Here is a 21,870-nt window from a genome sequence, read left to right as displayed (position 1 = left end):
GCCGGCGGTCAGAAGGCCAGGGGGAACAGGGCCTCGAAGTCGGCCGTGCGGGCTGCCCGGAGGACCGCGAGGGTCCGCAGGGGCGTGTGGTCGGCCGTGTTCAGGGCCTGGGGGGTCTCCGCGCAGCGGTCGCCCGAGCACAGGCCCGCGCGGGTCCAGCCGGCCACGGCGTCCGCGGCGGGCCGCTCCGCCCACAGGCCGAGCACCGACGCCTCGAAGGAGGCGTTCTCGCCCGCGCGGTAGACGCCCTCGCCGACCCGCTGCGCGGCGGCTTCCGCGGCTGCCTGGCGGGCCAGTTCCGGGTCGCCGCACTCCTGGGCCGCGGCCCGCAGCCAGGCGCCGCGGACCACCGAGTGCCCGGCGCCCGGCGCGGACGCCGCGGCGGCGGCCGTGCGGTAGACCGAACCGGCTTCGCACACCAGGGACGCGGCCGCGGTGGAACCGCGGAGGTCGATGGCGCTCAGCAGCAGGCGTGCGTCGTCGTCGGACTTGATTCCTTCGGTGGACGGGGCGGGCAGCGTACGGTCCACCTCGCCGGCGGCCGCGCCGCCGATCACCTTGCCGATCAGCCGCAGGTCGACGCGTTCCACGAGGGCGGCCGTGTCGTACGGCGCCCCGCGGCCGGCCGCTGCCGGCAGCCAGACCTCGCGGACCTGGCGGTCGAGGCCGGGCGCGAACCGCGCCAGGGAGCCGGTGCCGTTCGCCAGGGCGACGGCGGCGGCGGACGCGCTCAGGGCCCCCTCCGCCGCCTGCTCGGCGGGCCAGCCGGCCCGGGAGTGGGCGCCGGCCTCCGGGGCCCGCACCCCGGCGCAGCCCAGGCCGAGCGCGACGGAGGTGGCCTGCGGATCGCTGCGGGCGGCGCCGGGCAGTGCGACGCCGCCGTCGGGGCGGACGAGGCCGGCGCAGGTGGCGGGATCGAAGGCGGGCAGGGGCACCCCGAGCTGCTCCGCGGCGCCGCGCAGGGCGGCCTCGGAGGCGAGGCGGACCGGGTCGGCGCCGAGCGCGGTGAGCGCCCGGTGGGTCGCGGTGACGAGTTCGGCCGTGTGCGGGGGCACGGCGGTGGAGCCGCGCAGGATTCCGGCGCTCTGCAGCAGGGCGGCGGCGGCGTTGGGGTTCGCGGCGGTATCACTGGCGGTCATGGCCGCCAGGGCCGCGCGGTTGGCCTCCCGGACGGGCGCCGGTACGGGCAGCCCGAGGCGGGTGAGCACGCGCAGGGCCACGGCGGTGCTTCCGGGGTCGGCCGCGGCGGCGCTCGGGCCGGTCCGGTAGCCGCCGCCGCTGCGCAGGGACTCCAGGGTGCGCGCGACGCGGTCGCTGTCGACGCCGCTTCCGGCCGTGAGGCGGGCGTCCACGGCGAGTGCGATCTGGGCGACGGCGGGCAGGCCGGAGGAGGCCATCCGGCCCTCCTCCGCGGCGGCGGTCCACAAGGTGAGCCGGGCCGCCTCGACGCGGACGTCCGGGGTCCCGGCCTGTTCGGCGAGGCGCAGCCGCCATGCCGTCTCGTAGAGGGAGAAGGGGGAGTTCGCCGCGGACTGGGCGCCGTCCACGAACCAGCCGCGCTCTCCGTCGCTCACCCAGGAGTCCAGGAGCAGGGCGTCGGTGTCGACGGGGGGCGCGGCGGCGGGCGCCACGGAGGGGGCGGCTCCCTGCGTGCCGGCGCCGCCCTGCTGCGGGGAGCAGGCGCTGACGGCGGCCACGGCGGCGAGGAGCACGGCGGCACAGCGCGCCCGCACCGCTCCCCGGGGGGAGCGGTGCGGGCGCCGGGGGTCGGCGGGCATCAGCTGTAGGACCTGTCCTGGCTCGTCACGGTGAAGAAGGACGAACCGAACTGGAAGGTGCCGGTGACCGAGTGGCTGATCCGGAAGACGTTGGAGTAGTCGTCCTGGCTCGGCGGGTAGAAGGCGACCTGGTCGTAGGCGTGCTCGCTGTACCAGTTGTTCTGCACGCTGGTGCTCCAGCTCGCCTCGGCGAGGCTGCCGGTGCTCTTGACCGCCGCGCCCTGCGGTGCGCCGACCACCCAGAACGGGGCGCCGACGGAACCGATCCGCCAGGTGTCGGTGTGCTCGATGCTGTCCGCGTTGAACGGGCGGCCACCGAGCCAGGCCACGTCGGAGGAGGTGCCGGTGAAGATGGCGTAGTACTCCATGAACGGCACCTTGACGAAGCTGGAGCCGGCGGCGGTGAGATCGCTCTGGCTGCCGCCCTGGACGGAGATCCGCTCGGACTTCGCGGACGTCAGCCACTGGTCGCGGACCGGGAAGCCGCTCTGGTCGCCGTGGCCTCCGCCGTCGTCCGACTGGACCTGGGCGGGGCCGGCCGGGGCGGAGGGCTTCGGTGCCTTGCGGGTCTGGGCACGCTGCTCCCGGACCGCCTTGACGAGGTCGCGCTTGTCGCGCACCGACGCGTCGGCGGTCAGAACCTTCGCGTGCGCGTCCTCCTTGACCACGATCGTGCCGGGGACCGTGGTCGCGGCCGCCTCGGAACCGGTCGCGCCTTGCGCGATGCCGGTGGCGAGGCCGCCGAGCAGCAGCGCGAACGTCGCGGCGTACACGGCGGTGCGCCTGCGCCCGCCGAGGGTGATCCCCATGGTGTGCGTCCCTTTCTGCATGGCAGTCGTGTCGGGCGTGGGAGCCGAGGTCACGGGTGCCGGCGTACGAAGATGTCGGGCTGGCCGTTGGTGTCACCGGCCGTCAGGTTGGTGGCGTACGAGGTGAACACCACGGTGGAGGCGTTGAAGTCGGCCTCGGGGAAGTAGCTGGCGGCGTCGGCCTGCTGGCCGGCGCTGCCGACGCTCTCGCGGCGCAGTTCGCCGCCGGGCAGGGTGGCGACGAAGATGTCGCGGACGTTGTTGGTGTCGGCGCCGACGAGGTTGGGGCCGGAGGACGACATCGGGATGTGCAGGGCGTCGCCGGTGATGCTCGCCCAGAAGGTGCCGCCGGGCGCGGGGACGCCGCCGGCGCCCTTGTCGATCAGGCGCAGCTCGCCCGTCTGCAGGTCCTGCAGGTAGGTGTGGTTCTGGCCGGTCGCCGGGCTCTCCGCCGTCAGGTTGGTGGCGTGCGAGTTGAGTACGACGTAGCGGTTGTCGTCGCTGATCGTGCCGCCGATGGTGATCTGGTCCGACTCGACGCCCGTGGGGGAGACCGACAGACGGGTGGTCTTGCCGGTGGCGAGCTCGTGCAGGAACTCGTCGACCTTGTGGTTGGTGTCTCCCGGCGAGATGTTCGACGCGTTGGAGAAGAAGGTGACGAACTTGCCGTCGGCGCTGATCTGGGTGCCGTCGGTGGCGGCGTTGCCGGGGGTTCCGTCGTCGGCCCTGCTGGTGCGCACGATCGTGCCGGTGTCCATGTCGCGGACCACGGTGTCCCAGACGCTGGCGGGGGTGTCGCCGGGGATGAGGTTGTCGGCGGAGGTCGCGAAGGCGACGAGCCGCCCGTCGGCGGTGATCGTCGGGCGCATGCTGTCGCCGTTGCCCTGGGTGCCGTCGCCCGCCGCGGAGACCAGGACGGTGACGCCCGTGCGCAGGTCGGTACGGAAGATGTGGGACTTGCCGTTGGTGGTGCCGGCCACCAGGTTGGTGGAGTCGGCGGTGTAGACGACGTAGCGGCCGTCCGAGCTGATGATCGGGTCGATGCCCGTGCAGCCGTTGGACTCCGCGCCGCCGAGACCCTGGTTCACTCGCGTCGTGACGCCGCGGTTCAGGTCGCGCAGGAAGATGTCGCTGCAGTCGTTGCGGTCTCCCCGGACCAGGTTGCTCGCGTGCGACGCGAAGACGACCAGGCGTCCGTTCCCGCTGATCGAGGCCCGCTCGCTGGGGCCGTTGGCAGGCTGCCCGCCGACTCCGACGCTCACCAGGAGCGTCTCGTCGGTCGTGACGTGGCGGCCCGGACGTCCGGCGGCGGGTGCGGGGGCGGCGGCCACCGCGACGAGCGCGAGCGCGGTGCCCAGCATCGCTCCGCACGCGGCCCGGACTCGGCCCGCTCGGTCCTTTCTCATGCATGCCTCCTCGTACACCGCTCGGCCAGGCGGCCGTTCGGTCGCGCAGAGACTCACACCGGGACCTCGGAAAAGGCTTAAGAAGGACTTGACGGCCGAGATCCGCCCCAGCGGTGGCCGGCGAGGAAGACTGCCGGGACGCGGCACAGCCACCCGGATCCGCGGGGGACGGACGACCCGGATGGCTGTGGCTCTTTGGGGCGGCGGCGGCCGCGGGCCGCGCCGTGACCGGCTACTTCAGGGCGGCGCCCACGCGGGTGGCGCAGCCCAGGCGCTGTCCGACGGCGGCCAGTACGGCCTGCAGTCGGCGCTCCAGGCGGGATTCGACGCCGATGCCGGCGACCATCTGCCCGATGCGGCCGGAGCCGGGGACCAGGTTGTGGACGCTGAGGACGACGCGGCTGCCCTGGCCGTCCGGCTCGACGGCGTACGTGCCTCCGTACCAGGTCTGCACGCGGACGCTGCGGGCCCCGCGGTCGACGGTGACCTCCAGGTAGTCCTCGCCCGAGTCACCGAACCGGCCGGTGAACTGTGCGGGTCCGCCTTCGAGTGTCAGCGCGCCGCTCTCCTGTGCGTGGTCGCCGGCGAGGACGAGGGCGTTGCCGTCCACTCCGGCGTCACCCGTCCGGACGTCCAGCAGCAGCTGGGCCACCTGCTCGACCGGCGCGTCCACGGTGCCCGTGACGATCCACTTGGCCTGCTCCGGCATCGACGTGTTCATGGCTTCCCCTCACCGTTAAACTATTCCTGCACGTGGGACTTCTCCATGACTGGGAAATCTCGATTCATCGAAATAAATGGTGCTCCCGGAGGTGCCCGATGTCAACTCGCCCAAGTCGCCCCAGGTCAGAGCTGATTGCGCAGATCGAGGACGGCGTCCGCGACAACGGCGGACGCGGCCAGCTGCTGCACCAGGCCATCGCCCAGCACTTCGGTCTCAACCCGACGGACATGAAGTGCGTCGATCTGGCCAGGAGCGAACCCCGGCTGACCGCGGGCCGGCTCGCCGAGATCACGGGGATGAGCACCTCCGCGACGACAGCGGTGCTCGACCGGATGGAACGGGCCGGATTCATCGAGCGGGTGCGCGACCCCGAGGACCGCCGCAGGGTGATCGTCGTGTCCACGGGACGCCGCGAGCAGGAGGTCGCCGAGGCGTTCCTCCCGCTCAAGGACGCGATGCGCTCCCTGCTGGAGTCGTACGACGACGCGCAGTTGGAGCTGATCGACGAGTTCACCTCGCGGGTGAACTCGCTGCTCCGCGAGGTGACGAGAGCGATCCCGGGCGGCCGGGGAGGGTCCCCGGCCGCACCCGGGTCCGCACCGGCCGCCGCACCGCCCGCCGCACCGCGAGCCGCCGTCACCAGGTGACGGGGAGCGAGGCGACCCCGCGGATCATGCCGCCGCCCCAGACCAGCTCCTCCTCGGGAACGGCGAGCCGCAGCTCCGGGAAACGGCGCAGGAGCGCTCCGAAGGCCACCTGCAGCTCGACCCGGGCCAGCGGCGCGCCCAGGCAGCGGTGAATGCCGTGGCCGAAGGCGATGTGCCGGTTCTCCGGCCGGGTGAGGTCGAGCTCGTCCGCCGCGGGGAAGACGGCGGAGTCCCGGTTGGCGGAAGCCGTCGAGGGGATGACGGCCTCACCCGGCTTGACGATCACGGAGCCGATCTTGACCTCTTCGGTGGCGATCCGGATGGTGCCGCCGCTGACGGGCCCGGGGGTCCAGCGCAGGAGCTCCTCCACGGCGGCGAGCGGGAACCGGTCCGCCCCGCGCAGCGGGTCGAGCTGTTCGGGGTGGCGCAGCAGCGCGACCACGGAGTTCGCGAAGGAGTTGGCCACCGTGTGGTAGCCAGCGGTGATCAGGGTCGCCGCGACGGCGATCAGCTCGCCCTGGCTGAGCCGCTCCTGCGCCTGCGCCTCGATCAGGCCGCTCAGCAGATCGCCGCCGGGTGTGCGGCGCTTGTCCTCGACGAGTGCGGCGAGGTACTCGGCGAGCTGGGTCCTGGCGTCCGTGACGGCGCCGGCCGCGCTCGGAGCGAGCGTCAGGGCCGCGTCGGTCCAGTCGCGGAAGGCCTCCCGGTCGGCTTCGGGCACGCCCAGGAGATCGCAGATGACCGTGATCGGCAGCGGCCTGGCGAGCATCGGGACCAGGTCGGCGGGCTTGCCGGACTCCTCGATGACGTCGAGGAGTTCCTCGGTGGTGCGGACGATGCCCTCGCGCATCCGTTCCGCCTGCCGGCCGGTGAACACCGAGGCGAGCAGCCGGCGCAGCCGGGTGTGGTCGGGCGGGTCCATCGCCATGATGGAGTCCGGTTCGGGACTGGCCGGGCCGAGCCGCGGGGCCCCCGGACGGGTGGTGGCCGCGCGGCTGAGCCTGGCGTCGTTGAGGACCGCGCGCACGTCCTCGTACTGGGTGGCGAGCCAGGCCCAGTCCCCGGTCGGCAGGTCCACCCGGGCCACCGGGCAGGACTCGCGCAGCTCGCGGAACTCGGGCGGAGGGGTGAAGAGCTGACTGAGCTGGAACGGGAAGCGCAGCCCCCCGGTGTCGTCTGACACAGCCTTCCTCCCGGAAGAGATCGATGACGTGCGGCGCGCGTTTAGGAGGCCGGCGCGGTCAGTTCTCCACCGCCATCTGGCCCATCATCCCCATGTTGAGATGGCCCATCAGGTGGCAGTGGAACATGAACAGACCGGTGTAGTCGGTGAACTTGATCTTGAACTTGACCGTCTTGCCCGGCATGACCGTGACGGTGTCCTTCAGCCCCGCCTCGCCCGGCCCGGGCGCCGCTCCGTCGCGTTCCACGACCTGGAAGTGCTCCAGGTGCGTGTGCATGGAGTGCGGTATGCCGAAGCGGACGTCGGTGTTCTCGACCGTCCACAGCTCGGTGACCCCGACCTTGGGGCGCAGGTCCACCCGGTTGACGTCGAAGTGCAGGCCGTTGATCAGGTGGTGGCCGGTCGCGGGGTCGAAGTTCATGACGAACTTGCGCTCCACCGTCGGCGTGCCGATGTCCGGGACCGCGCGCAGCGTGTCGGGCACCCGGCTCGGGTCGTCCGCCCTGCGCACGACGTCGAAGCGCATGACCTCGGGGGGCTCGCCCGCGAAGCCGATCAGATTGCGCAGGACGATCTTCGAGCCGACCGGGTAGCGCGAGAAGTCGATCACGATCTCCTGGCGCTCCGCCGGCCAGATCTCCAGGACGCGCGCGGACACCGGGGCGGGCAGCAGACCGCCGTCGGATCCGATGTGCGTCATCTCGTCGCCCTCGCCGAGCTGGAGCAGGAACGCGCGCTCGTTGGAGGTGTTCGCCAGCCGGAAGCGGTACTTGCGCGCGGCGACCTCGAAGAACGGGCGCGGGGCGCCGTTCACCAGGATCGTCGGGCGCTTCATGAAGCCTTCCGGGTCGTAGACCAGCGTGCCGTCCTCGGCGAACTGCGCGTCGCGCAGGTGCAGCGGCACGTCGTACTGGCCCTTGGGCAGCGGCAGCCGCTCCTCGAAGTCGTCCGTGAGGATGTACGAGGCGGCCAGGCCCCGGTAGATGTTCTCGGCGTGCGCCTCGTGGGAGTGGTCGTGCATCCACATCGTCGAGGCGCGCTGGTTGTTGGGGTAGTAGAAGACCCTGTTGCCGCCGGGCGACACCTGGTTGTTGGGGTGCCCGTCCGAGGACGCCGGGACGTGGCCTCCGTGCAGGTGCATGGAGAAGGGCACGTCGAGGGCGTTGACCTGTTCGATGACGACGGGCCGGCCGCGCGTGGCCCGGATGACGGGCATCAGCTCGCCGTTGAAGGTGCGCATCTTCGTCGTGGTGCCCGGTATGACGGTCCTCTCCACCTCCCGGGTCGTCAGCCGGTAGACGTCGTAGCCGCCCCGGTCACTGCCGCGTCCCTGGGACCGGCCCGAGGGGCGCAGCACCTTCGGTATGCGCAGCGGTACCGCGAAGAGGCTCCCCGCGCCGGCCGGGGCCGCGGAGCCCGCGAGGGCGACCCCGGCGGGGGCGGCCGCCGCGATCAGACCGGTGGCTGCGCCCGCCTTGATCAGTTGTCTGCGCGTCAGCACGCTCTCTCCTCATCCCGTGTGTCTCCCAGGGGGGTGCTGCGCCGAGATCCGAGCAACACGCCCTAGGCGCATTCAGGCGCAGTCGGCTCGTCGCGCACTTGAGCGCCGGTGGTGCGTACCGGCCATGCGGGGGAGGTGTTTCAGCCGCGATGGATCTTGTGGTGGGCGGCCTGGGCGCGCGGCCGGACCACCAGCAGGTCGACGTTGACGTGGCTGGGGCGGGTCACCGCCCAGCCGACGGTGTCGGCGACGTCCTCCGCGGTCAGGGGGCACGCGACCCCGTCGTACACGCCCGCGGCCCGCTCGGCGTCGCCGCGGAACCGGTTGAGGGCGAACTCCTCGGTGCGTACGAGGCCGGGGGCGACCTCGATGACCCGTACGGGGCTGCCGCACAGTTCCAGCCGCAGCGTGCCGGCCAGGGCGTGTGCGCCGTGCTTGGCGGCGACGTAGCCGCCGCCGCCCTCGTACGGCAGGAGGCCGGCCGTGGAGGACAGGACGACGACGGTGCCGTCGCCGGAGGCGACGAGGGCGGGCAGCAGCGCCTGGGTGACCTGGAGGGCGCCGACGACGTTCACCGCGAACATCTCCGTCCAGTCGTCGGGGTCGGCCTCGGCGACGGTCTCCGTGCCGATCGCCCCGCCCGCGACGTTCACCAGGACGTCCACCCGGTCCAGCCCGTCGGCGAAGGCCCGGACGGCCCGGCGGTCGGTGACGTCCAGGGCGTGCGCCAGGGCCTCGTGCCCCGCGTCCGCCAGTTCCGCGGCGAGCGCCTCGATCCGGTCCTTGCGGCGGGCGGCGAGCACCACCCGGTAGCCCTCGGCGGCGAGCCGGCGCGCGGTCGCGGCACCGATGCCGCTGCTCGCACCGGTGACGACAGCGGTACGGGTGGACATGGAGCCTCCTGCGGGGCGTTGCGCCGGGTCTCGTGACCCGCCGCATCGTGCCCGCAGCCGCTAGAGAACGCCTGCACCGGGTCTCGCGCGAAGGCCCTCAAGGCCCGGTGACGGGGCCCGCTCTCGATGAGACCTGAAGTCGCTCTTGAGGCGCTCTGCGGAGCATGCCGCATCCCGGACATCGATCCGCACCCCCGGGTGCGAGCAGCGTCCCGGCCGGCAGCGGCCGGGACGGAGGAGGAACCCCAGATGCACGCGACCCCAAGCGCCGAGGACTCGCAGAGTCCCGGGCACGGACTCGGACGACGCAGACTACTGATCGGCCTGGGGGCGGGGGCCACGACCCTGCTGGCGGCCGCCCCCGCAGTGGCACACGGCGGGGCGGGCGACCGCCACCGCGGTGACGCGGCCGTGATCGGAGCCGTCGCCGCCGCGGACGGGATCCGGCTGACCACCGACCAGGTGCCCGCGGGCGCGGTGACGCTCGTCGCGAGCACCACCGACGACAAGGTCCAGCGGCCGCTGGGCCTGGTCCGGCTGCGCGCCGGCGTCGCCCTGACCAGCTTCCTGACGCACTACCAGACGGCGGCGACCTCCAAGGACCCCGCGGAGCGGCACGCCGCGCTGGCGCTCATCGACTCCGAGGCGCACTACTTCGGCGGGCCCGCCGTCACCAAGGCCAGCGGGAAGATCGAGATCTCCTGGATCCTGACCCCGGGCACCTACCACCTGCTCGACTACACGCTGCTCGACCCGGCCCGTCCCGAGCTCGTGCGCAGCATCCGGGTCGGCGCGCCGACCCGCCCCGGCACCTCGGTGCCCCGCTGGGCGCCCGACCTCATCGCCGCGTACGACGAGGGCCCGCTGGGCCGCTACCTGATCGGCAACACCCTGGACGCGCGCGGCGAGTTCACCGTCGTCAACCAGACCTCGCAGCTCAACGAGGTGATGTTCCTGCGGGTGACCCCGGGGGCCGGCAGCTCCGAAGTCGCCGCCTGCATGGAGGCCCTGGCCCACGGCCAGCAGCCGCCCACGTATCCGTTCACCGGGGTGCCCTCGGGAATCACCCCCCTCTCCCCCGGCTCCACCGCGGTCCTCTCGCAGTCGCTCGAGCCCGGCCAGTACCTGGTCACCTCCTTCATCAGCAACCGCGAAACGCTGGTCAAGCGGGCCTTCGAAGGCATGTGGAAGCTCGTCACCCTGCGCTGACGCGTCGGTCGGCTGTCCGTCACCAGTCCACGAGAGAGAGATGAGCACAATATGAGGACGGTGGTCCCACGAGACGGACGGCGGCGCATCCTGCTGTCGACGGTCTCCTCGGATTCCCATACCTGGAATCTCGTCTTCCTCCAGCTTCTGCTCGAGGAAATGGGCAATGAGGTCGTCAATCTCGGACCGTGCGTCCCCGACCAGCTGCTGATCGACTCGGTCCGCAGGATCCGCCCCGACGCCCTGGTCATCAGCACCGTCAACGGCCACGGCCAGCTCGACGGCGCGCGCATGATCCGCAAGCTCCGGGCGGATCCCGTCGCCGGGGGGACCCCGGCGATCATCGGCGGCAAGCTGGGGATCACCGGGGACACCGGCGACCGTCCCGCCCAGGAGCTCGTCGAGGCGGGATTCGACGCGGTGTTCACCGACACCGCGGACCCCTCTCTGGTCAGCCGCCTGCTCGCTTCGCTGCCCGGCGGGACCCCGGAGGCGGCCCTGTCCCTGCCGGCCGAGCGCAGCGCCGACGGCAGGTCGGAGCCGCATCCCGCGACCGAAGGAAGAGCGGTATGACGCAGACGCTTCCGCACGGCGGCAACCGCCCGGCGGACCTCGGCGCATTCGTCCGGCAGGCGGCGGCCGCAGGCCGGCTGGTGGTCCAGCCGAGGATGGGCATGGCGGACGCCGACACCATGGCGGCCGGCTTGCGGGCCGTGCGCTCGCTGCCATTCCCCACCGTCGGGACGATCACCCTCGACGCCTACACGCGCGTCGGCGAACACGATCACGCGCGGGCGGCGCTCGCCGCGGGCGAAGGGCTCAACGGCTTCCCCATCGTGGTCCACGGACCGCGGACCACCATCAGGGTGGCCGCGGAGGGCGCGGGCCGGCCGGTTCAGGTCCGGCACGGCTCGGCCACCCCCCGGGCGATCTTCAAGACGATGGTCGAGGCCGGGCTGTCCGCGAGCGAGGGCGGCCCGGTCTCGTACTGCCTGCCCTACGGACGGACACCGCTCGCCACCTCGGTCGCCAACTGGCGCGAGGCCACGGCGGAGTTCGCCGAGCTCAGCCGCTCCCACGGCCTGCGCGCCCACCTGGAGACCTTCGGCGGCTGCCTGATGGGACAGCTGTGCCCGCCCTCGCTCCTCGTCGCGATGAGCCTGCTGGAAGCCCTCTTCTTCGCCCAGCAGGGGGTGTCGAGCGTCTCGCTGAGCTACGCCCAGCAGACCGACGTGCGCCAGGACGTCGAGGCGCTCACCGCGCTGCGCGTCCTGGCCGACGAGTGGCTGCCGGGGGGCGTCGACCGGCACATCGTCCTCTACACGTACATGGGCGTCTTCCCCGGCACTGCGCAGGGCGCCCAGCTGCTGATGGACCGCAGCGCCGAACTCGCGGTCCGGGGCGGCGCCCAGCGGCTGATCGTCAAGACACCGGTGGAGGCCGTCCGGCTGCCCACCGTCGAGGAGAACCTGGCCTCGCTGCGCTCCGCCTCGGCCCTCGCCTCGCGCGCCCGGACCGAGAGCCAGATCCCCTGGGGCCACGAGGTCGATCCGGGCGAGGTGCTGGCCGAGGCCCGCGCCATGATCGAGGCGACCCTCTCGCTGAGCGACGACGTCGGCGAGGCGCTCGTACGGGCCTTCTCCGCCGGAATCCTCGACGTGCCGTTCTGCCTGCACGAGGACAACCAGGGCCTGACGCAGGCGGCCATCGACGGCGAGGGCCGCCTGTACTGGACCCGGGCCGGCCGGCTGCCGCTGCCCGGGCCGCGCCGCACGGCGCCGCGGGGCGCGGTCACCGCGGGCCGGCTGCTCCAGATGCTCCGCTACACGGCGGACCGCCACGACCTGCTGGGTCTGGACGCCGCCGCGGAGGCCGACTGGACCGACGCCCCGCTCGAACTGCCCGACGACCAGGACTCCGAGCCGTACCGCATCGCCATCGTGGGAACGGGACCGCGGGGGCTGTCCGTGCTGGAGCGGATCGCCGCCCGGCTCGGTGAGCAGCCGCCGCGGCGCCCGGTCGAGGTCTACGCCGTGGACACCCACCAGGTCGGCACCGGACGGATCTGGCGGACCGACCAGCCCGACTGGTCCCTGATGAACACGGTGTCGGGCGAGGTCACCATCTTCTCGGGCCGGCCCGACGAGGGCCCGCACCGGGCCGGCGCGGGACCCTCGCTGTACGAGTGGTGGCGCACCGTCGACCCGGAGGCGGCCGACGCGAACGTCTGCGCGACGCGCGCCGTCTACGGCCGCTACCTCTCCTTCGCGCTCGACCGCATCGAGGAGGGGCTGCCCGCAGGCGTCCTGCGGCTGCGCCGGATGCCCGGCCAGTCCGTGGAGGCACTGGAGAAGGAGCCCGACGGCGGCTACCTGCTGTCGCTGGGCGACGGCCGCCACCTGCGGGCCGACCGCGTGGTGCTGACGACCGGGCATCCGCTGCCCGCCCTGCGCTCCGACCAGCGGGAGCTGGCCGCCTTCGCCGAGAAGCGGCCCCACCTGCGGTACGTGCGCGGCGACTCCGCGATCGACATGCCGCTGGACGGCATCGAGCCGGGGGCGTCCGTGGGCATCCTCGGCCTCGGGCTGTCCTTCTACGACGTGGTGTCCGCGCTCACCACCGGCCGCGGCGGCCGCTTCGTCCCGGCCGGGGGCGAGGAGCTGCGCTACCTGCCCGGCGGCCGGGAGCCGCGGCTGATCGCGGGTTCGCGCAGCGGTGTGCCGCTGCTTGCCCGCGGCCGCAACCAGAAGGGCCCGCAGTACAGCTACCGTCCGAGGCTGTTCACCCACGAGCGGATGCGCGCCCTGCGCGACCGCGGGCGCCTGGACTTCCGCCGCGACGTGCTGCCCTGGCTGCTGACGGAGGTGGGGCTGGTCTACTACTCCACCTACCTCAAGAGCCTCTACGGCCCGGACATCGCCGAGAAGTTCGCGGGCGAGGTGCAGGACGTCGTCCTGCGTGACCCCGGCGACCCGGGGGCCGTGCTGGCCCGGGTGGCCGCCCACCGCGGCATGGGGGGCCTGCCCCCGGTGGACATCGAGCGCTGGGCGCGGCCGTTCCGCGACCGCCGTTTCACCGGGACCGACGCCTTCCAGCAGGAGCTGGCGGAGTTCTTGCGCAAGGACCTGGAGCTGGCGCGGGAAGGCAATTGCGACGGCCCCGTCAAGGCCTGCCTGGACGCCATCCGGGACGTCCGCGGGGTGATCCGCACCGCCGTGGACTTCTCCGGGCTCACCCCCGACTCGCACAGCCGGGACTTCCTCCAGGAGTTCGTCCCGCTCGTCTCGCAGCTGACGACGGGCCCGCCGATGGTCCGGCTCCACCAGGTGCTCGCCCTGATGGAGTCGGGTGTGCTGCGGATCGCCGGGCCGGGCGTACGGTTCGGGGCCGACCCGCTGGCCGGTTCCGGGGGCGGGCGGTTCCTCGTCGAGTCCCCGCAGGTCCCGGGCAGCCGCACCCTGCTGGACGCGGTGATCGACGCCCGGATACCCGAGCCCGACCTGCGCCGCGGGCCGGGCGGTCTGAGCTCGCGGCTCCACGCGTCCGGGCTGCTGAGCACCTACGTCAACAGGGGCCACGACGGCAAGGAGTTCGCCACCGGCGGCGTCCACGTCACCGGCTCCCCCTTCCACCCGGTGCGGGCCGACGGCAAGCCCGAGAAGGGCGTCTACGTGCTGGGCATCCCGGCCGAGTTCACCCGATGGTTCACGCAGGTGGGCAGCGCGCGGCCCGGGGTGTGGGGCGAGTTCACGGCGGACGCCGACGCGATCGCCGAGGACGCGCTGGCCGGGGCCCGGCCGCCGGGCAGCGGGTACAGCGGCCTGGTGGTCGGCAAGCGCTGGCGGGGCATCCTCGCCGCCGAGGACGAAGGGGGCATGCGGTGACCGCGCCGACCTCCGCACGGGCTGCGTACCGCGACCAGGACTCCGGAGCCGTCACCGACCCGTACTGGGCCGCGCGGCGCACTGCGGCGTCCGACGGCTTCCGGGCCGCCAGGGACCTGCTGCTGCGCCACCGCACCGACCTCGACACCGCGGCCGAGCTCTTCCGCTGGCCGCGCCCCGCCCATTTCAACTGGGCGCTGGAGTGGTTCGACGTGGTCGCGGCGGGCAACGCGGCGCCCGCGCTGGAACTGCTCGACTCCGGCGGCGGCGTGGAGAGCGTCTCGTACGAGGAGCTGTCCCGGCGCTCCGACGCCGTCGCGGTCTGGCTGAGCGGGCTCGGCGTGCGCCGCGGCGAGCGCCTCATGGTGGTCCTCGGCACCCAGCGGGAGTTGTGGGAGGTGCTGCTCGCCGCGCTGAAGATCGGCGCGGTGCTCGTGCCGAGCCATCCCGAACTGACCGCCGCCGAGGCCGCCGACCGGGTCGGGCGGGGCCGCATCGACCACGTGGTGTGCCGGGCCTCCGCCGCGGGCGCCTTCGCCGGCGTGCCCGTGCCGGGGGTACGGATCTGCGTGTCCGGGGCGGTCGCGGGCTGGACGGACTACCGCGACGCGGACGGCGGACCGGACCGCTTCCTGCCCGACGGCCCGACCCCGTCGGACGACGTGGCCTTCTGCTACTTCACCTCGGGGACGACCTCCGCTCCCAAGCTGGTGGCGCACACGCACCTCAGCTATCCGGCGGGACACCTTTCCAGCCTCTACTGGAACGGACTGCTGCCGGGCGACCGGCACGTCAACGTCTCCTCCCCCGGCTGGGCCAAGCACTCCTGGAGCAGCTTCTTCGTTCCCTTGAACGCGGAGGCCACCATCGTGGCGCTGCCCGAGGGGCGGCCGGACCCGGCCCTGCTCCCGGCGCTCCTGCGCGACCGGGCGGCGGACAGCTTCTGTGCGCCGCCGAGCCTGTGGCAGGCGCTGCGGCCGTACCTGGGCACGGCCGTGCCCCGGCTGCGCGAGGCCACGAGCGCGGGCGAGCCGCTGCCCGCCGGCCTCACGCAGGAGATCCTGGCCGCCTGGGGGGTCCCGGTGCGCGACGGCTACGGGCAGACGGAGACCACCGCCCTGATCGGCACCACCCCGGGCACCGCGCCCCGGGCCGGGCTGCTGGGCAGGCCGCTGCCCGGCTACCGGATCGTGCTGTGCGATCCGGACGGCGGGGAGCCGGCGGAGGCCGGCGAGATCTGCGTCGAGCTCGACGGGGAGCGGCCCGTCGGGGTGATGGCCGGCTACCTGGAGGATCCGGAGCGCACCGAACGCGTGCTGGGGCGGGGCCGGTACGCCACCGGCGACCTCGGGGAGCGCACGCCGGACGGGTGGATCAGGGTGCTGGGGCGGCGCGACGACGTGTTCAAGTCGTACGGCCACCGGGTCTCCCCGTACGAGGCGGAGGCGGCGCTCGGCAGCCATCCGGCGGTCGCCGAGGTGGCCGTGGTGCCGGTGTCCCATCCCGAGGGCGGTCTGGTCCCGTTGGCGGTGGTGGTCCCCTCCCCCGGGTACGAGCCGGACGCGGCACTGGCCGCGGAGATCCTGGCGCACGCCGCCCTGGCCCTTTCCTCGGTGGCGCGGCCGCAGCGCCTGCGGTTCGCCGGGAGCCTGCCGCGTACGACCTCGTCCAAGATCCGCCGCGGGGCGGTAAGGGAGCTCTTCGCCGCGCCCGGCGCCGACCCCGCATCCACCGCATCCACCGAATCCACCGAATCCACCGAATCCACCGAGCCCGGCAACGACGCCACCGGCACCGCCGGTGCGGGCCGCATCCGTGACGACGCGAGGAACTGACGCCATGACGGTGACGCAGAACGACCCGGCCGCGCCGCTGCTGGTCGAGGGCCTGGACCGCCCCGGCGAGCTGGAGCGGAAGCTGAAGTTCACGCCGATGACCGCCGACGGCAGGGTCGGTGTGGAGGTGTTCCCGCTCTACACGACCGCGCAGACCGGGCCGGGCGGCTCGGCCGCCTCCCTGGTCCGCTACCACCCCGGTGCCAGCGCGGCCCCGCACCGGCACACCAGTTTCGAGATCATCATGGTGTTGGAGGGGGAGCTGATCACCGAGGACGGCCGCCACCCGGCGCATTCGATGCTCGTCATGCCGCCGGGCAGCGTGCACGCCCCGCGCACCGAGCAGGGCGCGCTCATGCTGGTCGTGTGGGAGGCGCCCGTGGAGCCGGCGGAGCCCGTCGACTGACGCGGGCCGACGCGGACCGACGCGAAGGCCGCCCGGGGACCTCCCCGGGCGGCCTTCGCTCGTGCGCGGTGCCCGTCAGTCCTCGGAGGTGATGCCGTAGACGGCGTAGTGCCGTCCCCGGGAGCGGTCCTGGTAGGGCCGCAGCACCGAGGGGTTGTCCTTGTGGTCGGGCCCGAACTGCCAGGTGCGGTAGTGCTCGAGGGTCTCCCACTCGCTGTGCAGCAGGTACTCCCCCGCCCGGTCGACGTCCCGCAGCAGCTCGCTGCGGATCAGGCCCGCGATCCGGGTGCCCGCACCCTCGCCGCGCACCCAGCTGATCTCCCGGTACGTCTTCTCCAACAGGTGCGCCTCGCCCTCCGGCGCGCGGAGGTAGATGACCACACGAATGCGTTCGCCGCTCATGTCCGCTCTCCTCCTACGCGTAGTACTCGGGGGCGACGCGCAGCGACTCCCACTGCTTGGCGTCGTGGCCGTGCACGATCAGTGCGTCCTCGTCGCGGGCGATCGCGACGAGCTTGCGGGTGCTCGCCCGGACCGCCTTCTCGTCCTGGTCGAACGGGAAGACCGGTCGGCTGTCGGGGTCCATGGCAATGGCCATGGGGATCGCGTCGACGGCCAGCAGCACCGGGCCCGTCTCGGGCAGGCGCACGAGAACCGACTGGTGGCCGGGGACGTGGCCGCCTGATTCCAGCAGCTCGATGCCGGGCAGCAGCTCGGTGTCGCCCTCGACGGTCCGGTAGTTCAGGCCCGGGATGTCCCACAGTCCGCTGGAGGCCGTGAGGCGGGGCTCGGTTCCGGAACGCGCCAGGTCGTAGTGCTCGCGCTGGATGACGAACTCGGCGCCGGGGAAGGACGCGTGGAAGCCCGCGTGGTCGGGGTCCAGGTGCGAGCAGACCACGTACGAGATGTCGTCGCAGCTCAGCCCGAGCGCCGCGAGCGTGGTCACCACGTCCTGGCCGGCGGCCACCTTGATGCGGGCGTCGGGCGACGGGTCGACGGGGGCGCCCGTGTCGACCAGGACGTTCACACCGTCGTCGGTACGGATCAGGTAGCCGGGCACCGGCGCCTCCAGTCCGGCGATGACGCCCAGCCTCAGCAGGTACAGCCTCATGTCCGCGCAACCCCTTCCGGAGCGGCCCGCGCCGCTGCCCCGGGCATGGTCCGCAGAGCTCCTCGACTCCCGATGGAGCCGGACGCCCCGGGGGGCGCGAGTACGGCTGGAACAGGGCGGTTCCCGCTCTCTAGCGGGCCTCGAGCGGACCTCGCCACAATGCTCGCGGCCACCCGTCTATCAAGGAGAGCCACCGTGACCGACGCGGACAACAAGCCGTTCCCAGAAGGGGTGAAGGAGCCCGATCCGCAACGGTGGCGTGCTGCCACCGTGATTCTCGTGGCCATCGCCCTCGACCTGATCGACACGACGATCGTCAATGTGGCACTTCCGGTGCTCCAGACCGATCTGGGAGCGGGCAAAGCGGCACTGCAGTGGGTGGCCGCCTCCTACACGCTCACCTTCGCGCTGAGCCTGATCACCGTCGGCCGCATCGGCGACATGCTCGGGCGCAAACGGCTGCTCACCGCGGGCATCATCTCGTTCGTGCTGGCCTCACTGCTGTGCGGCGTCGCCCAGAGCACCGAAATGCTGATCGCGGCCCGTGTGCTCCAGGGCTTCGGCGGCGCCATGGTGATGACCCAGGGCCTGTCCATCTTCCAGGTGGCGTTCCCGCCCAAGGAGCGTGCGGCCGTCTTCGGGCTGTTCGGCGCGCTGTCCGGCATCGCCGCGATGATCGGCCCGCTGCTCGGCGGCGTACTGGTCAACGCGGACCTGTTCGGCTGGACCTGGCGTCCGATCTTCCTGGTCAACGTGCCGATCGGCATCGCCGCTCTGATCGGTGTCGCGATGTACGTGCGCGAGTCCCGCTCCGAGCACGTCAAGCGGCTCGACCTGGTCGGTGTCGCGCTGATCACGGCCGCCCTGCTGGCACTGCTGTTCCCGCTGATCCAGGGCGCCGAATCCGGCTGGCCCGCCTGGACCTTCATCGCGATGGCCTGCTCCGTCCCGCTCTTCGTCGTCTTCGGCGTGTACGAGGTCCGCAAGGCGGCGCGGGACGGCTCGGCGCTCGTGGAGCCCAGTCTCTTCAAGGAGCGGTCCTTCGTGGCCGGCCTCGTGGTGATGCTGAGCTTCTTCGCGATCATCGCCGGTCTGTTCTTCCCCTTCACCCTGTACCTGCAGGTCGGCCTCGGCTTCTCGCCGCTGGCCTCGGGCCTGGCCACCATCCCGTTCTCCTTCGGCGCGATGATCACCGCTTCCTTCTCCGCGGTGCTCGCGCTCAAGATGGGCCGCAAGGTGCTCAGCATCGGCATGGTGATCATGGGTGTCGGCATGGTCGCCCTGATCTGGACCATCAACCACTACGGCGCCGACGTGGGCGGCTGGAACCTGGCCCCCTCGCTCGCGGTGCTCGGCCTCGGCCTCGGCTTCGTCATCTCCCCGGTCGTGGACATCGTCCTCGGCGGGGTGCCGGTCGAACACGCGGGCTCCGGTTCGGGCGTCCTCAGCACCGCCGACCAGCTGGGCGCGGCGGCCGGCGTCGCCGTGATCGGCGTGCTCTTCTTCAACCTGCTCACCTCGCAGGCGGTGCCGGGCGCGGACGCCGCGCTGCCACAGCTGCGCAAGGAACTCGCCGCCGTCGGAGTGGCGGCGCCCGCGCAGGAACAGATCGCGGTCAACTTCCGCGCCTGTGCGAAGGCGAGCGCCGAGGAGGGCGATACGGGCAACGTGCCCGAGGCCTGCAAGCAGATCGTCCCCGAGAGCGCCGTACCCGCCGGTGCGGCGGAGCAGGTCGGCAAGGTGCTGGCCCAGGCGTCAGAGACGGCGCGTGAGGAGGGCTACGCCAAGGCCACCGGCAAGGTGCTCTGGTACGAAGTGGGCATCATCGCCCTGGGCTTCCTGCTGACGTTCCTGCTGCCGCAGCGGCCCCGCGAGCCCGAATGGGCCGGAGACGAGGACGTCGACCTGCCCGCCCAGGCGGACGGTTCCGCGGACGGGGCGCCGCAGGCGGTCCGTACCTCCGAGAGCTGATCCACCGGCGCGGTCGTTGACCGCGGACCCCGGATCCGGGCGCACAGCGCCGGGATCCGGGGTCTCGTGCGTTGCGCGGGCTTCAGCAGCCTTCGAGTCACTTTGAAGAGCGGGCCTCCACCCTGGCCCGACCGACAAAGCCCGTTGGCTTCCCTTTGGAGGGTCCGTGTCCCTGCGCCTGTTCACCTCGGAGTCCGTGACCGAAGGCCACCCCGACAAGATCGCCGACAGGATCAGCGACACCATCCTCGACGCGATCCTGCGGGACGACGCCACGGCCCGTGTCGCCGTGGAAACCCTGATCACCACCGGCCAGGTCCACGTGGCCGGCGAGGTCACCACCAGCGCCTACGCCGATATCCCCGCCCTCGTCCGCGAGGCGATCCTGGACATCGGCTACGACTCCTCCGCCAAGGGCTTCGACGGTGCCTCCTGCGGCGTGTCGGTGTCCATCGGCGCGCAGTCCCCGGACATCGCGCAGGGCGTCGACACCGCCTACGAACAGCGCGTCGAGGGCGATGAGGACGAGCTCGACCAGCAGGGCGCCGGCGACCAGGGCCTGATGTTCGGCTACGCCACCGACGAAACCCCCGAGCTGATGCCGCTGCCCATCCACCTCGCGCACCGGCTCTCGCGCCGGCTGGCGGAGGTCCGCAAGGACGGGACCATCCCCTACCTGCGTCCCGACGGCAAGACCCAGGTCACCATCGAGTACGACGGCGACAAGGCCGTCCGCCTCGACACCGTCGTCGTGTCCTCGCAGCACTCGTCCGACATCGACCTCGAGGCCCTCCTCATCCCGGACATCCGCGAGTTCGTCGTCGAGCACGTCCTCGCGCAGCTGGCGAAGGACGGCATCAAGCTGGAGACCGAGGGTTACCGCCTGCTGGTGAACCCGACCGGGCGCTTCGAGATCGGCGGCCCGATGGGCGACGCCGGCCTGACCGGCCGCAAGATCATCATCGACACGTACGGCGGCATGGCCCGCCACGGCGGCGGTGCCTTCTCGGGCAAGGACCCGTCCAAGGTCGACCGCTCCGCCGCCTACGCCATGCGCTGGGTCGCGAAGAACGTCGTCGCCGCGGGCCTCGCCTCGCGCTGCGAGGTCCAGGTCGCCTACGCCATCGGCAAGGCCGAGCCCGTCGGCCTCTTCGTCGAGACCTTCGGCACCCACAAGGTGGACGTGCAGAAGATCGAGGACGCCATCGGCCAGGTCTTCGACCTCCGCCCGGCCGCGATCATCCGCGACCTCGACCTGCTCCGCCCGATCTACGCCCAGACCGCCGCCTACGGCCACTTCGGCCGCGAGCTGCCGGACTTCACCTGGGAACGCACCGACCGCGCGCAGCGGCTGCGCGAGGTCGCCGGGCTCTGAAGCCGCCCCGACGAGCGACACGCGGCCGCCACACGGGCCGGCAGAGGAGAGCAGAGATGCGCATCGCAGTGACAGGTTCCATCGCCACAGATCATCTGATGGCCTTTCCCCGGAAATTCTCCGATCAGCTCATCCCTGAGCAGCTGGACAAGATCTCGCTCTCGCTGCTGACGGACGAACTCGAGATCCGCCACGGCGGCGTCGCCGCCAACATCGCCTTCGGGCTCGGCTCGCTCGGCTTGTCGCCGCTGCTGGCCGGTGCCGCCGGCGTGGACTTCTCCGACCACCAACTCTGGCTCAAGGCGCACGGTGTCGACACCGACGGCGTGCGCATCAGCGAGACCCTGCACACCGCCCGCTTCGTGTGCGCCTCCGACACCGAGCAGAACCAGATCGGCTTCTTCTACGCCGGTGCGATGGCCGAGGCGCACGAGATCGACCTGGGCGAACTCGTCCGGCGCACCGGCGCGGTCGACCTCGTCGTCGTCTCGCCCAACGATCCGGCGGCGATGCTGCGCCACACCAGGGACTGCGTCGAACTGGGCATCCCATTCGTCGCCGACCCCTCGCAGCAGCTGGCCCGGCTGGAGCGGGACGAGGTCCGAGCGCTGCTCGACGGCCCTCTCTACCTGTTCACCAACGCCTACGAGTCCGTGCTCATCCAGGAGCGCTCCGGCTGGACCGAGCGGCAGATCCTGGACCGCGTCGGAACCTGGGTGACCACGCACGGATCCAAGGGCGCTCACGTCACCGGCGCCGACGCGGCGCCGCTGAGCGTGCCCCCGCTGCCCTCCGTCGAGACGGTGGACCCCACCGGTGCGGGGGACGCCTTCCGTTCGGGCTTCCTGGCCGCACTGGCCTGGGGCCTGGGCCACGAGGACGCGGCCCGGCTGGGCAGCGGGGTGGCGGCGCTGGCCCTGGAGTCCCGCGGCACCCAGGAGTACGAGCTGGACCCCGGCGCGCTCCTGGACCGGCTGTCCGCCGGCTACGGCGCGGACACGGTCGAGCGCCTCGTCCCCCACCTGCGGGCGCTGTGATGGCGCGGGACCAGCGGTCGCGGGTCGCCGCGCTGCGTGAGGCGTTCGCTTCGCGTGTGGTGGTGGCCGACGGGGCGATGGGGACGATGCTCCAGGCGCAG

Annotated in this window: 18 protein-coding genes; 9 read left to right on the top strand and 9 right to left on the bottom strand. The window is 72.6% G+C overall.

What is annotated here, in order from left to right; translation table 11 throughout:
• Positions 1-8: 8 nt before the first annotated feature.
• The 4 genes from ACFWBY_RS36245 to ACFWBY_RS36230 all read right to left on the bottom strand — a co-directional run bounded on the left by ACFWBY_RS36245 (position 9) and on the right by ACFWBY_RS36230 (position 4,714).
• On the bottom strand, positions 9-1,778 hold the full coding sequence (locus tag ACFWBY_RS36245; protein WP_385343935.1) for a hypothetical protein: 1,770 nt from the start codon (positions 1,776-1,778) through the stop codon (positions 9-11).
• Positions 1,778-2,587 (bottom strand): hypothetical protein, encoded by an 810-nt coding sequence (locus tag ACFWBY_RS36240; protein ID WP_385409755.1) that lies wholly within the window; start codon positions 2,585-2,587, stop codon positions 1,778-1,780. Before ACFWBY_RS36240 ends, ACFWBY_RS36245 begins: the two co-directional genes overlap by 1 nt.
• A gap of 50 nt (positions 2,588-2,637) precedes the next feature.
• Entirely contained in the window at positions 2,638-3,993 is a 1,356-nt protein-coding gene (locus ACFWBY_RS36235) for a TolB family protein (protein WP_385343941.1), read from the bottom strand.
• A gap of 232 nt (positions 3,994-4,225) precedes the next feature.
• Entirely contained in the window at positions 4,226-4,714 is a 489-nt protein-coding gene (locus ACFWBY_RS36230; RefSeq protein WP_385343944.1) for a hypothetical protein, read from the bottom strand.
• A gap of 98 nt (positions 4,715-4,812) precedes the next feature.
• On the opposite strand from ACFWBY_RS36230, the gene ACFWBY_RS36225 reads away from it, so the two are divergent.
• Positions 4,813-5,364 (top strand): MarR family winged helix-turn-helix transcriptional regulator, encoded by a 552-nt coding sequence (locus ACFWBY_RS36225; RefSeq protein ID WP_385343947.1) that lies wholly within the window; start codon positions 4,813-4,815, stop codon positions 5,362-5,364.
• Here the strand turns inward: ACFWBY_RS36225 and ACFWBY_RS36220 are convergent.
• The 3 genes from ACFWBY_RS36220 to ACFWBY_RS36210 all read right to left on the bottom strand — a co-directional run bounded on the left by ACFWBY_RS36220 (position 5,354) and on the right by ACFWBY_RS36210 (position 8,941).
• Positions 5,354-6,547, bottom strand: a complete 1,194-nt coding sequence (locus ACFWBY_RS36220) for a cytochrome P450 (protein WP_385343950.1) — start codon at positions 6,545-6,547, stop codon at positions 5,354-5,356. The two genes, ACFWBY_RS36225 and ACFWBY_RS36220, sit on opposite strands and share 11 nt — an antisense overlap.
• A gap of 58 nt (positions 6,548-6,605) precedes the next feature.
• Positions 6,606-8,048, bottom strand: coding sequence for a multicopper oxidase family protein (locus ACFWBY_RS36215; RefSeq protein WP_385343953.1), 1,443 nt, complete (start codon positions 8,046-8,048; stop codon positions 6,606-6,608).
• A gap of 140 nt (positions 8,049-8,188) precedes the next feature.
• Positions 8,189-8,941, bottom strand: coding sequence for an SDR family NAD(P)-dependent oxidoreductase (locus ACFWBY_RS36210; protein ID WP_385343956.1), 753 nt, complete (start codon positions 8,939-8,941; stop codon positions 8,189-8,191).
• 411 nt (positions 8,942-9,352) lie between these two features.
• On the opposite strand from ACFWBY_RS36210, the gene ACFWBY_RS36205 reads away from it, so the two are divergent.
• The 5 genes from ACFWBY_RS36205 to ACFWBY_RS36185 are packed head-to-tail and all read left to right on the top strand — an operon-like array spanning position 9,353 to position 16,275.
• A complete protein-coding gene (locus ACFWBY_RS36205; protein WP_385343958.1) occupies positions 9,353-10,150 on the top strand; it encodes a hypothetical protein in 798 nt (265 codons plus the stop codon).
• Positions 10,151-10,201: 51 nt separating this feature from the next.
• Complete coding sequence (locus ACFWBY_RS36200; RefSeq protein ID WP_385343960.1) at positions 10,202-10,723, top strand: cobalamin B12-binding domain-containing protein; 522 nt, start codon at positions 10,202-10,204, stop codon at positions 10,721-10,723.
• The gene (locus ACFWBY_RS36195) at positions 10,720-14,034 is read left to right on the top strand and encodes an FAD/NAD(P)-binding protein (protein ID WP_385343962.1); all 3,315 of its coding nucleotides are present in this window, start codon (positions 10,720-10,722) and stop codon (positions 14,032-14,034) included. Before ACFWBY_RS36200 ends, ACFWBY_RS36195 begins: the two co-directional genes overlap by 4 nt.
• Entirely contained in the window at positions 14,031-15,869 is a 1,839-nt protein-coding gene (locus ACFWBY_RS36190) for an AMP-binding protein (protein WP_385343965.1), read from the top strand. Before ACFWBY_RS36195 ends, ACFWBY_RS36190 begins: the two co-directional genes overlap by 4 nt.
• Positions 15,870-15,873: 4 nt before the next feature.
• Positions 15,874-16,275 (top strand): cupin domain-containing protein, encoded by a 402-nt coding sequence (locus tag ACFWBY_RS36185; RefSeq protein ID WP_385343967.1) that lies wholly within the window; start codon positions 15,874-15,876, stop codon positions 16,273-16,275.
• Between the two features lie 75 nt (positions 16,276-16,350).
• Here the strand turns inward: ACFWBY_RS36185 and ACFWBY_RS36180 are convergent, their stop codons facing one another.
• The gene (locus ACFWBY_RS36180) at positions 16,351-16,677 is read right to left on the bottom strand and encodes an antibiotic biosynthesis monooxygenase family protein (RefSeq protein ID WP_385343970.1); all 327 of its coding nucleotides are present in this window, start codon (positions 16,675-16,677) and stop codon (positions 16,351-16,353) included.
• 13 nt (positions 16,678-16,690) lie between these two features.
• The gene (locus ACFWBY_RS36175; protein ID WP_385343973.1) at positions 16,691-17,386 is read right to left on the bottom strand and encodes an N-acyl homoserine lactonase family protein; all 696 of its coding nucleotides are present in this window, start codon (positions 17,384-17,386) and stop codon (positions 16,691-16,693) included.
• 195 nt (positions 17,387-17,581) lie between these two features.
• Here ACFWBY_RS36175 and ACFWBY_RS36170 point away from each other — a divergent pair, with 195 nt between their 5' ends.
• From ACFWBY_RS36170 to ACFWBY_RS36160, 3 genes are all read left to right on the top strand, one after another.
• On the top strand, positions 17,582-19,357 hold the full coding sequence (locus tag ACFWBY_RS36170; protein ID WP_385343976.1) for an MFS transporter: 1,776 nt from the start codon (positions 17,582-17,584) through the stop codon (positions 19,355-19,357).
• A gap of 166 nt (positions 19,358-19,523) precedes the next feature.
• Positions 19,524-20,732: a methionine adenosyltransferase gene (gene metK / locus ACFWBY_RS36165; protein WP_385409754.1), complete on the top strand. Its 1,209-nt coding sequence runs from the start codon at positions 19,524-19,526 to the stop codon at positions 20,730-20,732.
• Between the two features lie 56 nt (positions 20,733-20,788).
• Positions 20,789-21,769 (top strand): carbohydrate kinase family protein, encoded by a 981-nt coding sequence (locus ACFWBY_RS36160; protein WP_385345253.1) that lies wholly within the window; start codon positions 20,789-20,791, stop codon positions 21,767-21,769.
• Positions 21,770-21,870 lie beyond the last annotated feature (101 nt).

This window comes from Streptomyces sp. NPDC060049 (assembly GCF_042736715.1).
GTDB lineage: Bacteria > Actinomycetota > Actinomycetes > Streptomycetales > Streptomycetaceae > Streptomyces.
The sequence above is the reverse complement of the archived record's forward strand: the minus strand, read 5'-3'. Positions and strand labels throughout refer to the sequence as shown.

What these genes read in the sequence shown, in the direction of transcription:
- ACFWBY_RS36245 (WP_385343935.1), bottom strand. Translation starts at nt 1,778, where the DNA reads ATGCCCGCCGACCCCCGGCGCCCGCACCGCTCCCCCCGGGGAGCGGTG.
- ACFWBY_RS36240 (WP_385409755.1), bottom strand. Translation starts at nt 2,587, where the DNA reads ATGGGGATCACCCTCGGCGGGCGCAGGCGCACCGCCGTGTACGCCGCG.
- ACFWBY_RS36235 (WP_385343941.1), bottom strand. Translation starts at nt 3,993, where the DNA reads ATGAGAAAGGACCGAGCGGGCCGAGTCCGGGCCGCGTGCGGAGCGATG.
- ACFWBY_RS36230 (WP_385343944.1), bottom strand. Translation starts at nt 4,714, where the DNA reads ATGAACACGTCGATGCCGGAGCAGGCCAAGTGGATCGTCACGGGCACC.
- ACFWBY_RS36225 (WP_385343947.1), top strand. Translation starts at nt 4,813, where the DNA reads ATGTCAACTCGCCCAAGTCGCCCCAGGTCAGAGCTGATTGCGCAGATC.
- ACFWBY_RS36210 (WP_385343956.1), bottom strand. Translation starts at nt 8,941, where the DNA reads ATGTCCACCCGTACCGCTGTCGTCACCGGTGCGAGCAGCGGCATCGGT.
- ACFWBY_RS36200 (WP_385343960.1), top strand. Translation starts at nt 10,202, where the DNA reads ATGAGGACGGTGGTCCCACGAGACGGACGGCGGCGCATCCTGCTGTCG.
- ACFWBY_RS36195 (WP_385343962.1), top strand. Translation starts at nt 10,720, where the DNA reads ATGACGCAGACGCTTCCGCACGGCGGCAACCGCCCGGCGGACCTCGGC.
- ACFWBY_RS36185 (WP_385343967.1), top strand. Translation starts at nt 15,874, where the DNA reads ATGACGGTGACGCAGAACGACCCGGCCGCGCCGCTGCTGGTCGAGGGC.
- ACFWBY_RS36180 (WP_385343970.1), bottom strand. Translation starts at nt 16,677, where the DNA reads ATGAGCGGCGAACGCATTCGTGTGGTCATCTACCTCCGCGCGCCGGAG.
- ACFWBY_RS36175 (WP_385343973.1), bottom strand. Translation starts at nt 17,386, where the DNA reads ATGAGGCTGTACCTGCTGAGGCTGGGCGTCATCGCCGGACTGGAGGCG.
- ACFWBY_RS36160 (WP_385345253.1), top strand. Translation starts at nt 20,789, where the DNA reads ATGCGCATCGCAGTGACAGGTTCCATCGCCACAGATCATCTGATGGCC.